12 protein-coding genes and 1 CRISPR repeat array are annotated in these 13,338 nt (G+C 44.5%); of the genes, 9 read left to right on the top strand and 3 right to left on the bottom strand.

The window, feature by feature from the left end; all coding sequences use genetic code 11:
* The first annotated feature begins 65 nt into the window (after window positions 1-65).
* The 9 genes from QUB24_RS09395 (at window position 66) to QUB24_RS09355 (ending at window position 8,970) form a co-directional block, all read left to right on the top strand.
* The gene (locus QUB24_RS09395; protein WP_333152742.1) at window positions 66-401 is read left to right on the top strand and encodes a hypothetical protein; all 336 of its coding nucleotides are present in this window, start codon (window positions 66-68) and stop codon (window positions 399-401) included.
* On the top strand, window positions 398-805 hold the full coding sequence (locus QUB24_RS09390; RefSeq protein ID WP_333152740.1) for a hypothetical protein: 408 nt from the start codon (window positions 398-400) through the stop codon (window positions 803-805). The genes QUB24_RS09395 and QUB24_RS09390 overlap by 4 nt, the downstream gene beginning before the upstream one ends.
* Window positions 806-1,336: 531 nt before the next feature.
* Window positions 1,337-1,462, top strand: coding sequence for a hypothetical protein (locus QUB24_RS09385; protein WP_333152738.1), 126 nt, complete (start codon window positions 1,337-1,339; stop codon window positions 1,460-1,462).
* Window positions 1,463-1,603: 141 nt separating this feature from the next.
* The gene (locus tag QUB24_RS09380) at window positions 1,604-1,729 is read left to right on the top strand and encodes a hypothetical protein (protein ID WP_333152736.1); all 126 of its coding nucleotides are present in this window, start codon (window positions 1,604-1,606) and stop codon (window positions 1,727-1,729) included.
* A 145-nt stretch (window positions 1,730-1,874) separates the two neighbouring features.
* Window positions 1,875-2,000: a hypothetical protein gene (locus QUB24_RS09375; RefSeq protein WP_333152734.1), complete on the top strand. Its 126-nt coding sequence runs from the start codon at window positions 1,875-1,877 to the stop codon at window positions 1,998-2,000.
* Window positions 2,001-2,137: 137 nt separating this feature from the next.
* On the top strand, window positions 2,138-2,266 hold the full coding sequence (locus tag QUB24_RS09370) for a hypothetical protein (protein ID WP_333152732.1): 129 nt from the start codon (window positions 2,138-2,140) through the stop codon (window positions 2,264-2,266).
* 428 nt (window positions 2,267-2,694) lie between these two features.
* Complete coding sequence (locus QUB24_RS09365) at window positions 2,695-4,239, top strand: HlyD family efflux transporter periplasmic adaptor subunit (protein ID WP_333152730.1); 1,545 nt, start codon at window positions 2,695-2,697, stop codon at window positions 4,237-4,239.
* Between the two features lie 243 nt (window positions 4,240-4,482).
* A complete protein-coding gene (locus QUB24_RS09360) occupies window positions 4,483-6,642 on the top strand; it encodes a peptidase domain-containing ABC transporter (RefSeq protein ID WP_333152728.1) in 2,160 nt (719 codons plus the stop codon).
* A 384-nt stretch (window positions 6,643-7,026) separates the two neighbouring features.
* Window positions 7,027-8,970 (top strand): tetratricopeptide repeat protein, encoded by a 1,944-nt coding sequence (locus tag QUB24_RS09355; RefSeq protein ID WP_333152726.1) that lies wholly within the window; start codon window positions 7,027-7,029, stop codon window positions 8,968-8,970.
* 137 nt (window positions 8,971-9,107) lie between these two features.
* Here the strand turns inward: QUB24_RS09355 and QUB24_RS33585 are convergent, their stop codons facing one another.
* From QUB24_RS33585 to QUB24_RS09345, 3 genes are all read right to left on the bottom strand, one after another.
* Window positions 9,108-9,419 carry a transposase gene (locus QUB24_RS33585; protein WP_445300394.1) on the bottom strand — a complete coding sequence of 104 codons (312 nt, stop codon included), beginning with the start codon at window positions 9,417-9,419 and terminating at the stop codon, window positions 9,108-9,110.
* Window positions 9,420-9,455: 36 nt separating this feature from the next.
* Entirely contained in the window at window positions 9,456-9,821 is a 366-nt protein-coding gene (locus tag QUB24_RS09350; RefSeq protein WP_333152724.1) for a hypothetical protein, read from the bottom strand.
* Window positions 9,822-9,956: 135 nt separating this feature from the next.
* Entirely contained in the window at window positions 9,957-11,603 is a 1,647-nt protein-coding gene (locus tag QUB24_RS09345; RefSeq protein ID WP_333152722.1) for an IS1182 family transposase, read from the bottom strand.
* A gap of 341 nt (window positions 11,604-11,944) precedes the next feature.
* A CRISPR array of direct repeats spans window positions 11,945-13,274; the repeat unit is 36 nt; unit sequence GTGCTCAACGCCTAACGGCATCAAAGGTTTAGGAAT.
* Between the last annotated feature and the right edge of the window lie 64 nt (window positions 13,275-13,338).

Below are 13,338 nucleotides of genomic sequence, written 5' to 3'. Positions count from 1 at the left end.
ATTGAAGATTTTTAGCGAGATCGGTTGAGCAGCCGATCGCCCCGCCAAAGCTTTTTTTAGCCGTGATGCCGGTGCAGCCGAGCGGTATCGACGTACAATCAGCCGCCGATGCGGTGAGACTCATCAAACAAGCGCAATCAGTGAGACAAGGCCCGCCCCAAGCGGTGATGTTTTTGAGTCGGGCAGTGAAGGGGACAAAACTCAAAACTGAAGCAATGGAGTTGTTGGGAAAACTTACACCTACTATCAAAGTGCTCAAATCAGTCATTCACCAAAAACAAGTAATTGCTGATTCTTCGGGGCAAGCAGCTACGGTGTGGGATTTGGGCGGTCAACCTGCCAAAGACTCTGGCAAAGAGTACAGCCGATTGTTTAAGGAAATCACGGGAGCCTTGAAATGAGTACCAAAAAACGCAAACCATTGGACAGCGCTCTCGAAGCGTTTGTCTTCGGCAGTCAAGAAGCTGCATCAATATCAACAGCACCAGAAGCTGCACCGCCAGCACTAACACCCGCAGCATCACTAATAAGGGAAACACCGCCAACACTCGAAGCTGCATTGCCAGCGCTAACACCACCGAAGCCAGAAGCATCAGCATTAGAATCAGTCCCCGCTCAATCAAAGGAGAGCAGTCTGACTCACCGACTCCAAGTACCCGACAAAGAAGCAACGGTCAGGTTTACCGTGGATATGTCCGAAACTCTGCACCGCAAACTGTCAATATTGGCAGCCAGGACGGGGCGCAAGAAAGTGGATATAGTGCGGATGCTGTTGGAGGATGGGTTGAGGGAGGTGGAGGGATAAAAGCGATCGTTCTAGCCCGCATCAAGGTGTTCAAGAACTTCTTCCAACTCTATCAAAATCTTGTAGCGGGTTGGTGACATAGTGGCTAGCAAACTAACCGCCCGCCCCCTCATGGATGGAACCCTACACATCAGGGCAAAGAGAATACGCTAGTTTCTGTGGAAGGGTACTCGTGCCTATCCAGCTCACGATCGCATGGATGCGCCTTCAATCTATCAATACTGCGGACTGTTTCTGGAACGATACTACAAGCTTTACAAGGCAAGGATCGTAAAAAACTCGAATCAAATGCCGCGTCACGGGTGGAGCTGGCGTTGACTTAATGTTCCACAGCGGCTCAAAGTCCCAGAGAGCAAGCCATTGGGCTATATAGCAACTGTCCTGACTTTTGGGTAAGTTAGGCGGACAATTACCGGTGAGGCTCTCTGAAAAAAATATTTAGCAAACAATCTGGCGAATCATCCGGACAAACAAAATGAGGAATGTATCTCTTGACTAATGTAGATATTGCTCAGCTCAGGAGAACTAACAGTGAAAACCAAGAAGCAATCCCAAAAACAAGTAACAACCCAGCTACAGGTACATTTACCTATTGTCGCTTTGACCGAAAAAGATATGTCTTCTGTCAACGGCGGCGGACAACTCAATGCGATTTAGAGGTTGAGAAACCTCTAAGGTTGCTCGTAGGACGGGCTAAGGAAATGAAGCATTAAACTCTAGTCCTGAAATAATTAGTTTTTTAATACTTCCCTTCCCTTCCAAGTGGTTAAAAGTTACTCAAACACCGAGGATTCTACAATGCACAATAAAAAGTCAGACCAAAAACAAGCCAAAACATTGCCTTTGACACAACTGCCAATCGTCACCCTGACCGAAAAAGATATGTCTTCCGTTAATGGCGGCGGACAACTCAATACGATTTAGAGGTTAAGCAACCTCTAAGGTTATTGGCTGATAGGAAGGGCTATAGTAACGAGGACGTTAATCCGAGTTATAAAAATAAGGAGAAACCAACGAATTCTTTCCCTTCCAACTTGTTACAATTCATTTAAGTTTGGAGGATTATACAATGGACAATCAAAAGCCAAACAAGAAACAACCCAAAACACTACCTTTGGCAAAATTGCCAATTGTTACCCTGACCGAAAAAGATATGTCTTCGGTCAACGGCGGTTACATATGGAATGGTGGTTAGTAATCAACCTCTAAGACAACTGTAGGAGGGACTAAGGTAACGAGGGCTTAAATCCTAGTTATGAAAAGAAAGACTAAAAAACGACTTCTTTTCTCCTCCACTTTGTTAATTTTCTATAAAACGCGGAGGATACTACAATGGACACGAAAAAGCAAGATCAGAAACAAGGCAAAACCTTACCTTTGGTAAAACTGCCACTTGTAACCTTGACCGAAAAAGATATGTCATCCGTCAACGGCGGAGGTTACAATTCATGGGCTGGTTAATCAACCTCTAAGGTTAGTGGTAGGAGGGGCCAAGTAAACGGGGAATCCAACCCGAGTTCTGAAAATGAGGGAAGTAGTGAAAATTACTAATCTTCCCCTCCAATTTGTTAAAGTTAACTAAAAGATGGAGGATTCTAGAATGGACAATAAGAAGCAATCCCATAAATCAGGCACAACCTTACCTTTGACCAATTTGCCAATAGTGACCCTGACAGAAAGAGATATGTCTTCAGTTAACGGCGGAACTAGCCATCATGGTTGATGGATAGCAACTGATCGAGTAAAGATTGGCGCTAGTTAGTAGCTGTTCAAAAGTCTAAAAAGTTAACCCGGAGAGGATTGCCCTAGTAACAAAAGAGCAATATTTCTATTTCCTCTCTGGGTTATTTGTTTATTAGCCAGCATCCTGGTGCTCTACCCTTGTAAGTATGTTTAGTGACCCCAACCCAGACCTGCTCCGCCCAGCCAAAAGCGATGAATTTCTGCCTCCCATCAGTCTTTGGACAACCCTAGGCGGTATATTGCTGATGGGAAGCGTTGGTGCAGCCATCGTCCTCACTGCCGTTACGAAATACAACATCACCGTCAAAGCTCCCGCCACCATTCGACCTGTTGGAGAAGTTCAGATAGTACAAGCAGCGACAGAAGGAAGGGTCGAAAGTATTCCGATCAAAGAGAACATGGCGGTAAAACAGGGAGAGACGATCGCAGTTATCGACTCATCCCAATCTTTGACTAAAAAAAGTCAATTACAAGGCAATATCCAGCAAAATCAACTGCAACTGCGACAAATTACAGCTCAAATTACCGCTACAGACGAGCGAATCGCAGCAGAAAACTGGGGGATGGAACGGGCAATTGCTTCCGCCGAAGCCGATTTAAGTCGCAATCAACAGGAATATCGAGAACGAAAACTGACCACAGTTGCCGAAGTTGAAGCAGCCGCAGCTAATTTTCAATTAGCCGAACTGGAAAGACAAAAAGCCCAAGAAGAATTGCAAAAAGAACAGGCTTATTTACTGAAAATAGGGGCGAATTTAAAAGCAACAGAGGCGAGTTTAAAAGCGGCAATCTCTAAGCAGAATCGCTATCAGCCGCTGCGAGAATCAGGAGCCATTTCCCTCGACTTAGTAGAAGAAACCGAACGAGCTGTTGAGCAGCAAGAACAAGCCGTAGCTGGGGAAAAAGCAGCGTTTAAAGTCCAACAACAAGCCATTGAAAGCCAAAAAAAAACCGTCGAAAGACAACAACAAGCGGTTGAAGTAGCTGCCGCTAAATTAAAAGTCGTTCAAGCTGCCCTTAATCCTAGTGCCGCACCTGTAGCCATCGCTTCTGAACGAATTGCCCAAGAAAAATCTAAGGGCGAAGCAGGTTTGGCGATGTTAAAAAAAGAACGAGAAGCGCTAATTCAAAGCCGCCATGAAATCCAAAATCGAATCAACCGGGATCTGCAAGAACTCCAACAAATTGGTATCGAACTCAAAAAAACGGTAATTACCGCCCCCGCCGACGGTACCATCCTCAAACTGGAACTGCGAAATTCGGGTCAGGTGGTACGCCCTGGAGAATCCATTGCCCGCATTGCTCCAAGTAATGCCTCCCTTGTCATTAAAGCTCGTGTGGCAGTTCAAGATATTGGCCACGTTCGAGTCTGCAAAGAAGAAAAAGTGTCAGACTGTACGCAGGGCAAAGCTCAACTGCAAGTTTCTGCCTATCCTTATCCCGATTATGGCACACTCAAAGCTGGGGTAAGGGCGATCGCTCCCGATGCGATTACAGTTCCTAGCAAGGATACAAATGCAGCTACTCCTTACTACGAGGTGACACTTCAGCCTGAAAAACTTTATCTAGATAAGAGTGGTCATCAGTATCCCATCCAATCGGGAATGGAAGTTACAGCCGACATTATCTCCACAGAAGAGACGGTACTTACGTTTATTCTCACCAAAGCAAGACTGCTGATAAATTTATGATTTAACAGTCTAACTATTCCTCAAATTGATGAAGTTCTGTTAATTTGCCCAAAAGAAGATTAACCTACAAAAATTTATTACTTGTCTCAACCAATTAAATTCTCTCCGACTCTGTTTTAGTATTTGATTGAGTAGGATGCTTGTGACAAGAAACTAAGTGTCACTAAGTTTATCGGAAAGCTAGAGAAACATGATGAAAATAATGAGTCTACACTAGCATATTCTGTTGGATTTGAAATAAGAATGCTTAGATTTGTTAAATATCCTTGTGTTTTACAGCTTACTGAATCTGACTGTGGGGCAGCTTGCTTCGCTACCATTGCTAAACACTACGGGCGTACCTTAGCAATCAGCCACATTCGGGAACTGGTAGGCACGGGGCAACACGGAACCACTCTACTAGGGCTGAAGCGGGGGGCGGAGGCGCTAGGTTTCAACGCTCAAGGCGTCAAAGCCTCACCAGAGATTATTGACCAAATCGACGCTCTCCCCTTGCCTGTAATTATTCACTGGCTGGGCTACCACTGGGTAGTTTTGTACGGGCGACAGGGCAAGAAATATGTCATCGCTGACCCCGCCGTTGGTATCCGTTATTTGTCCCGCCATCAGTTAACCGAAGGCTGGCAAAACTACATCATGCTTTTGCTAGAGGCAGACCCAATTCGCTTTGCCGAGCAGCCCAACGATCGAGTTAACAGCCTGGGACACTTTGTGCAGCGCATCTTGCCTTACCGAGCCCTTTTATCGGAAGCGTTGCTGCTCAATGTTTTTTTGGGTTTGATTACTCTGGCTTTCCCATTCCTAATCCAAATTCTCACTGATGATGTGCTAGTGCGGGGAGATACCAAGTTGCTTAATGGTGTCATTATTGCCACTGTAATCATGAGTTTAATTGGTAGCGGAATGAGACTGGTGCAGTCAAATTTGATTGCACATTTTAGTCAACGGCTGGAATTGGGGCTCATTCTCGAATTTATTCGAGCAATCCTGCGCTTACCGCTCACTTATTATGAAACTCATCGCAGTGGTGAAATCATTAGCCGACTGCGCGATATTCAACGTCTTAGAAATATAATTTCTCAGCTATTAATTACTTTGCCCAGCGATTTTTTTATTGCTGTGGCGTCTTTGGGTTTCTTAGGGTTCTATAGCTGGAAACTTATGCTGCTTGCTACTTCAATTGCAGCGGTAATGACGCTATCGACGCTTGTGTTCCTGCCAGCTCTCCGGCAAAAAACCCGAACTGTATTAGCCGAAGACGGTGAGAACCAAGCAATTCTGGTAGAAACCTTTAAAGGAGGACTCACGCTCAAAACAACCTCTGCGGCACCTCAACTGTGGGAACAACTCCAGAGTCGCTCTGGCAAGGTAGCCAATCTGACTTTTCGCACTATCCAGATTACCGTTATTAACCGCAGCTTTTCGGATTTAGTCTCTAATCTTGGTAGTGTCGGTATGCTTTGGGAAGGGAGCCAACTGGTGATTGCTAAAGAAATCAGCATCGGTCAACTGGTCGCTTCCTATACCTTAGCGCAAAATGTAATTCGCTTAATGACTGATTTGATTATTATCATCAATGAATGTGTCTGGATTAGAACGGCTATTGAACGCCTGACTGAGGTCACTGATGCCCAACCAGAAACGCAACTAGAGGATGTCAAAAAGCCTTTTGCCACAATTTCTGAAAATGCTGATATTGTTTGCAGCAACATTAACTTTAATTATCCCGGTCAAGTTGATTTAGTTGAAGATTTCTCTGTGACGATTCCTGGGGGAAAAGTCGTTGCTTTAATTGGAGAATCGGGTTGCGGTAAAAGTACCTTAGTCAAACTCATTGCAGGGTTATATCCCTTGCAATCGGGCAATATTCGCCTGGGAATTTATAACAGTCAAGACTTGGCTCTTGATTGTTTGCGCCAACAGATTATTCTAATTCCTCAAGAACCTCACTTTTGGAGTCGATCGATTCTCGCCAACTTTCGTTTGGGTTCACCTCATGCTACCTTTGAGGAAATTGTTACCGCCTGTCAGCTAGCTAAGATTGATGAATTTATCAGTAAATTACCTGATAAATATCAAACTGTTTTAGGCGAGTTTGGCGCAAATATTTCTGGAGGACAGCGACAACGACTCGCCATAGCCAGAGCAATTGTCACCAACCCACCAATCCTCATTTTAGATGAATCAACAGCTAACCTTGACCCAGTAAGCGAAGCCCAAGTCCTAGATGGACTCTTGTCTCACCGCCAAGGTAAAACTACGATTTTGATTAGTCACCGCCCTAGAGTCATCATGCGGGCTGATTGGATTGTGTTATTGGAACAGGGTAGAGTAAAACGGCAAGGTTCTTTTGATGAATTGCACAAGCAGGCTGGCAACCATTTAGACTTCTTAACTCCTTGACAACTATGGAGTGGATGGCTAATTAGGACTTGCTGAATAAGTGCTAAACGGTGACGGGTTTGGGTGATTTGATGGCGCGAGCAACACAAGTGTGCAGGATAAATAGGAGGTAAAAAAGGTAAACGAAGATTTGGTCTGAATCGGGTCACAGCCAAACTTGACAATACCTCGCAAACAGCCGTTGCGCTTTTTCTGCTAGTTGTAAATTTCTGGGTGGCAGGGGGTATTTCGTTACAGTGCTTGGCATCGTGTCCTGTGCAAGTCCGTATTCCGGCTTTATACTTACAATGGGGGTAGCCCCGAATTTCTGGTGCTGTTGGGTAAGTTCTGGTTGCCTGGGGGGTGTCAGAATACGGAAGTTAATAATAGTCCTTTCTTTTTGGCATGATGAGCGTCAACTATGACCCTAAAGACCACAAGAACGTAGAAGCCTCGTTCCGAAAAGCTGTGGAGGTTAATCCCAACGAACCAGAAGGTTACATTAACTTGGGAATTGTTCTCTACGATTGTGGCAAGCTAGAAGAGGCGATCGCTCAGTACCAACAAGCCATTCATCTCGACCCCAATCGCTCCGACGCTCATTATCATTTGGGAATAATTTTTGCAGAACAAGGTAATTTAGAGTCGGCAATGACTTGTTATGAACAAGCAATTCGGATTAATCCTGACGATGCACAGCCTCATGTTGGCATAGCCGCAGTTTTCAGCCAACAAAGCCATCGTTCTGCAGCTATTACCAAACTTCAAGAAGCCATTCGCCTTAACCCTAACCTCGTCCATACTCATACAAACTCCATACTAGCTCTCAAAACACCAGACCAATTAGAATCTGAAATTTCCCAACTTCAGAAAAATATCAGCCTTTATCCTAACGATGTCGAGGCTCATCTGAATTTAGGGAACGCACTAGGACAACTTGGGTTGACCAAACAAGCTATCGCAGCTTATCGGCAAGTAATTCGGTTTGATGAGAATAATGCGATAGCTTACTGTAAATTAAGTACAGTATTGATTAAGCAACGCCAGTTTAAGGAAGCGATCACCGCCTGTCGCCGAGCCATTCAACTGGATGCCACACTCGCCATTGCCCATAATAATTTGGGAATTATCCTCGATCTCCAACGAAAAACCAACGAGGTGATCGCAGCCTACACCGAAGCCCTACAGCTCGATCCGAATTTAGCGCCAGCTCACCATAATATTGGAGCTATCTTACTCCAGCAGCGCCAACTATATCTCGCTAGTATTAAGTTCAGGCAAGCAATTCGATTTTCTCCAAATCTTGTCTTTGCTCACTATAGCTTAGGATGCGTTTTTTTTCAACAAGCCAAAAGCGCTCAAGCTCAAGCTAAATTTCAGCAAGCACTTTGCTTTCATCCTAATCTAAAAATCGCTAAACAGGGTTTGTGGCTAGCGCAGTTGCAGCAAAACAAAATAGCCAACGCTGTTTTTATCGGAGTAGGAATCCTTGCTTTAAGTGTGTTGATTGGGTCACTACCGGTGGTTATTTCTCCATACGATGCCAATATCGCTCGTTTTGTTCTTTCGTTTAATCCTAATGATGCTAACCTTCATGTTTATTTAGGATTGGCTTTACAGGATAAAGGTAAGCTAGAAGAGGCAATGGTTCACTACCAAGAAGCTATTCGGCTCAATCCTAACGCTCCCTTCGCTCACTTCCACTTGGGGTTGGCTTTACACAATCAAGGTCAATCTCAGCAAGCTATTTTTCAGTATAAAGAGGCAATTCGTATTAATCCTCAGTTTATAGAAGCTTATAATAATTTAGGAAATATTTTATATAAACAAGGTCAAGTCGAAGAATTGATCGCCCTACTTAAGGTAGTAGTTCCGCTCAATCCCCGCGATGCAATTATTCGCAAAAACTTAGCAGTTCTTTTCTATAACGCAGGCCTTTATTTAGAGAAGCAAGGAAAGGCGCAGGAGGCTATTGCTGCATATCGTGAAGCGATTCGTCTGACTCCTAACTATACACCCCCCTACAATACTTTGGCGTTAATTCTCGCATCTCAGGGTAAAAGCGATGAGGCAATTTTACTATATAAAAAGGCAGTTAAAATTAACCCTGACCTGTGGGGGACTCAAATTAACTTAGGAAATACTCTCTGGCGTCAAGGGCAATTAGACGAAGCGATCGGACACTATCGAGAAGCTATTCGCAGCAATCCCGACTATGTTAAGGCTTACTATGGCTTAAGCTATGTTCTGTCTCAAAAAGGTCAACAAGAAGAAGCCAAGGCCCTTAAACAAAAAGCACGAGATTTGGAGAAACAGGGTCAGAATGTTCCAAATAATCCACCATATTGAAAGACATAATTCAATCTATGGGTTAAACGAATATAGGGTGATAAGTAGCTAAGCTGGTAGTATTATTTGTCTAATTATATTTCTTCAAGCGGCTGTATAACGTTTGCAGCACTTCTAATTTGTGGGATTATACCAATTTAATATGAAGTTGTATAGAATAGGGCTTCAAGAATAAACTTGTAAGATGACAACGAACTAATTTGTGAGCGGGTGATTTTTTCAAGAACTTGTTTCAATCGCTCTCGTAATTGCTCACGTGTTGTAAAAACCTCTCCAACAAGTTCCTTTTTGATATATTCCCAGACCCTTTCAATTGGATTAAGTTCTGGACTATGTGAAGGTTGACAGACAGGAATTAAATTTTCTGGCCATGAGAGTTCATTAGTGGGGTATAGCCGAGATACGATACTGTTGGCGAAATATTTCTTAACATTCTTGGCGATCGCCAAGAGGCATCTGTTTGGTCATAAATAAGTTAAGGAGATCTAATCTTCTGCCTGTGGTGACTCCGTAGAAGATGTCAGAAAAGCGAGCAATATTTTTACATCTAGATAAGTAGCTTTGCTTTTCTGGTTATGCCCTCGTAGTTTATTGAGTAGCTCCTCAGCATTCGGAAATGGTTTGGGTAGTGAGTTTAAGTTGTTAACAGGTTTATCGGAGCGGGGATTAATCTTGTTAACAGGTTTCTCAAAAAGCAAAATCGGAGGAGAAAGTGGCTCACCACCTTCAGCTATATATTCTTGATAGCGTTCCACCAACTGATTAATTTGTTCAGCAAGGGGAACTGGGATACGTGCCAGCTTTGTGTCGTAGGGAGCTTTCTTACCTCTCCCGCCTTTAGGTTTGGGCATCAGAGTCGAAAAAGTCGTAAACAAGTTTATGATAAACAAGTTTACAGCTAATAAACCTGTAAACAGCTTTGTTCAGCAGCCCTGATGCCGATTTATACTTGTTAACTGGTTTGACATACCTGTAAACAGCTTTAATTAATCGGGTGCTAGTTGGGCGAACGATGATTTACGGGTTTGAGCCAAAGGCTCTCCTCGCAGCCAGGCCGTCAAACGTACTACATTAATCGCAGCGGCGGTGATGATATGCTGCAATGTGGTCTTTTTAAGACCAATGTACCGACAACGGCGTAGTTCAAATGCCCGCACTGCCAGGGATATAGTACCCTCAATTCCGGCCCGGTGGGCATAAATCGCTTTGAACTCATCCGTCTGCTGATAGGCGCGGGCTTGCTGTAGAACCTGCCAATCTGATTGTGTCCTCCGTGTTAGCGAACGACCAGTTTTTAAGGAACGGGTGCATTGGTCTCGGACAGGACATACCAGACAATCTTTTTGGGCAAAAGCGATATAAATTGTAGAATTTCCATTGGCGTCATGGCTGGGCTTCCAACGTTGGCTGGTTTTGCCGATTGGACAGTACACCACTTTCTTGTCCCAATCAATATTAAAGTTGTTAGTATCGAAGCCTTGTTCAGCCTTTGCCTGCCAATGATGATTATTAGGCACTGGTCCAAACAGTTCAACCTCATACTCCTGCTGGGCACTAACCATCAGAGATACGCTGGTATAACCCGCATCAACCAGATGTTGTTGAGGTAAGAGTTCTTTGTTTTGTAGAGCTTGGTGGATGATGGGTGTGGCGAGTTGGTCTCCTACAGGAGCATTAGTTGTTTCTACATGGGTGATCAACCGAGGTGAATTTTCATCACAGCTCTCACTCAGATGAACCTTATATCCCGTCCAGTGCGTAGTTCTCTTAGTCCCGTAACGGGCTTCCATGTCATAAGGTGAGCGAATCTGCTGCACACAAGGAGGACGATCTTCTTGTGAACGTAGACGGACTGTGGACTCCGGTGCATAAAACTGTTGTAGCCATAGTTGGCGCAAGGTCTGTACCTCGGATAACTGCCTCAATTGGGGCGGTGCCTTGCTACTATATATAGCTTCCATTAACTTGAAGCCATCAGCCCCCACTAGAGATGCGAATTCTTCCCGTTCCATCGGCTTTCTCGGCAGATGAGATTCCTCAACGCGCTTAGAGTAACGCTCGTACCATGCAGGAGAGGCTAAATTGGATAACCAGGTTGGGGCAACTTTAGCTACAGCATTAAGAGCATAGCGTAGGGTTTCAGTAATACATTCTAAACGCCCCAAATCTCGGATAGCGGCTACTATATTTGTCGAATCAGTGCGTTGACGACCACGAGGTTTTAATAAGCTCAGTTCCTGACATTTACACAGTAATTTATTTAGCATAATCTCTTGAGCACTACCATCAATTAGACGCTGGCGGAACTCGCACAACACTGAGAAGTCAAAGCCTGGGTCAGTTAATTCTAGAGAGAGTGCATATTTCCAATCAATTCGACTCCGCACTGCTTCTGCGGCTTGACGGTCAGACAGACCTGCGACAAATTGCATGATAGTTACTAGAGCTAGTCGCCACGGAGATAAGCCAGGTTGACCTCTGTCGGGAAAGAGTTCAGCAAAATCCCCATCTGTGAAGATAGTACCCAAGGCGTCGCGCATGAGCATAAAGGTGTTGCCTTTAGGGAAGGCTGCTTGGGCAACGCGAACTGTGAGTTCTGGAATTGGTGTAATGAGGGTGGGTTTAGGTAACATAGCCCGATCCTGTTTATAGAGCGCATAACTTATTTATGACCAAACAGATACCTCTTGCGATCGCCAAGAATGTTAAGAAATATTTCGCCAACAGTATCGAGATACGGGCAAAATAGGCCATGACGTAAGGTTTTGTAAATATAAGACAAAATGACTTGAAGTAGCAAAGCCTGAAATGTTTAGCAGTAAAAGATTGCGCTTTTTAAGTCTGTACGAGAGCAGAGTATTACTACTACTCTGCTCTCGCTGACTGAGTGTTGGCAGCTTCTTTCGGCGGAAGGGACATTGGAAAGCTAATATTTTTACAAAACTTTATGTCTGGTTCTATTTTGCCCGTAGTGCGGCTATACCCCTAACGGCATCAAAGGTTTAGGAATAATCAGTGCTGCGGTGTTTCCTGGATTCGTGGCGTAGTGCTCAATGCCTAACGGCATCAAAGGTTTAGGAATGCTCAAGAAAGTTTGCGACATCGACACAACATCTATTTGTGCTCAACGCCTAACGGCATCAAAGGTTTAGGAATTCGCCATTGCTGCGACTGGCCCTTGAAAGCAAGGTGCTCAACGCCTAACGGCATCAAAGGTTTAGGAATTATCAGACGGCAATTCACGTTGCAACAGCGATAATTCAAATGTGCTCAACGCCTAACGGCATCAAAGGTTTAGGAATGTAAAATATCTGTATCTTGACATTCGTCTACGGCGATGTGCTCAACGCCTAACGGCATCAAAGGTTTAGGAATCCCGGTACAATCCGGCGAGCACTGGCAAGTCTGAATGGTGCTCAACGCCTAACGGCATCAAAGGTTTAGGAATCTGTATCGCCGGATCTGTTTAATGTCGGGACAGAAGTGCTCAACGCCTAACGGCATCAAAGGTTTAGGAATAAACAAGAGGAGCAAGCCCTAATATTACGGGATTGTGCTCAACGCCTAACGGCATCAAAGGTTTAGGAATATTGGGGACGGTTGGGGTTCAATCACAGGGCGATGTGCTCAACGCCTAACGGCATCAAAGGTTTAGGAATTATTGAATGAGGTCGGCATAGTAACGAAAATCCATTTGTGCTCAACGCCTAACGGCATCAAAGGTTTAGGAATTCCAAATCGACAGGAAGTAGTTCGCCCTCCTCGTCTTGTGCTCAACGCCTAACGGCATCAAAGGTTTAGGAATATCAATCAGCGAGCATCCCAAGAAGTCCGGTCGAACGTGCTCAACGCCTAACGGCATCAAAGGTTTAGGAATAATTTTGCAACTAGAAAACGGAGAATTGATGAACGGTGCTCAACGCCTAACGGCATCAAAGGTTTAGGAATAAATTTCCATGTCTTCCCCTGTCCGAGGAAGTAGGTGCTCAACGCCTAACGGCATCAAAGGTTTAGGAATCTTACCGTACCCTTAATTTTTTGTAGCCAGCCCAGTGCTCAACGCCTAACGGCATCAAAGGTTTAGGAATGCAGCAATCTATGAATCTTGCTAGGCTGTCGGGTGAGTGCTCAACGCCTAACGGCATCAAAGGTTTAGGAATCGTCCCAAACTTCGGACAATTTTTCGAGAGCTAGTCGTGCTCAACGCCTAACGGCATCAAAGGTTTAGGAATACTTAGCTTTGGCGGGTGAATGCCAAGGTGATCAATGTGCTCAACGCCTAACGGCATCAAAGGTTTAGGAATAGCGGTGGCTGAATACCTAATACAGCAAAGGCTCCCACCTAATTTTACAAGTACCTTAGCAAAA

Origin of the sequence: Microcoleus sp. B9-D4, assembly GCF_036705105.1 — a bacterium.
GTDB lineage: Bacteria > Cyanobacteriota > Cyanobacteriia > Cyanobacteriales > Microcoleaceae > Microcoleus.
This window is presented reverse-complemented; position numbering and strand designations above follow the sequence as displayed.

Excerpts from the sequence above, each read along its gene's own strand:
- QUB24_RS09375 (WP_333152734.1), top strand. The coding sequence starts at position 1,875 with ATGGACAATCAAAAGCCAAACAAGAAACAACCCAAAACACTACCTTTG.
- QUB24_RS09350 (WP_333152724.1), bottom strand. The coding sequence starts at position 9,821 with ATGCCCAAACCTAAAGGCGGGAGAGGTAAGAAAGCTCCCTACGACACA.
- QUB24_RS09360 (WP_333152728.1), top strand. The coding sequence starts at position 4,483 with ATGCTTAGATTTGTTAAATATCCTTGTGTTTTACAGCTTACTGAATCT.
- QUB24_RS09395 (WP_333152742.1), top strand. The coding sequence starts at position 66 with ATGCCGGTGCAGCCGAGCGGTATCGACGTACAATCAGCCGCCGATGCG.
- QUB24_RS09355 (WP_333152726.1), top strand. The coding sequence starts at position 7,027 with ATGATGAGCGTCAACTATGACCCTAAAGACCACAAGAACGTAGAAGCC.
- QUB24_RS09345 (WP_333152722.1), bottom strand. The coding sequence starts at position 11,603 with ATGTTACCTAAACCCACCCTCATTACACCAATTCCAGAACTCACAGTT.
- QUB24_RS09390 (WP_333152740.1), top strand. The coding sequence starts at position 398 with ATGAGTACCAAAAAACGCAAACCATTGGACAGCGCTCTCGAAGCGTTT.
- QUB24_RS09370 (WP_333152732.1), top strand. The coding sequence starts at position 2,138 with ATGGACACGAAAAAGCAAGATCAGAAACAAGGCAAAACCTTACCTTTG.
- QUB24_RS09380 (WP_333152736.1), top strand. The coding sequence starts at position 1,604 with ATGCACAATAAAAAGTCAGACCAAAAACAAGCCAAAACATTGCCTTTG.
- QUB24_RS09365 (WP_333152730.1), top strand. The coding sequence starts at position 2,695 with ATGTTTAGTGACCCCAACCCAGACCTGCTCCGCCCAGCCAAAAGCGAT.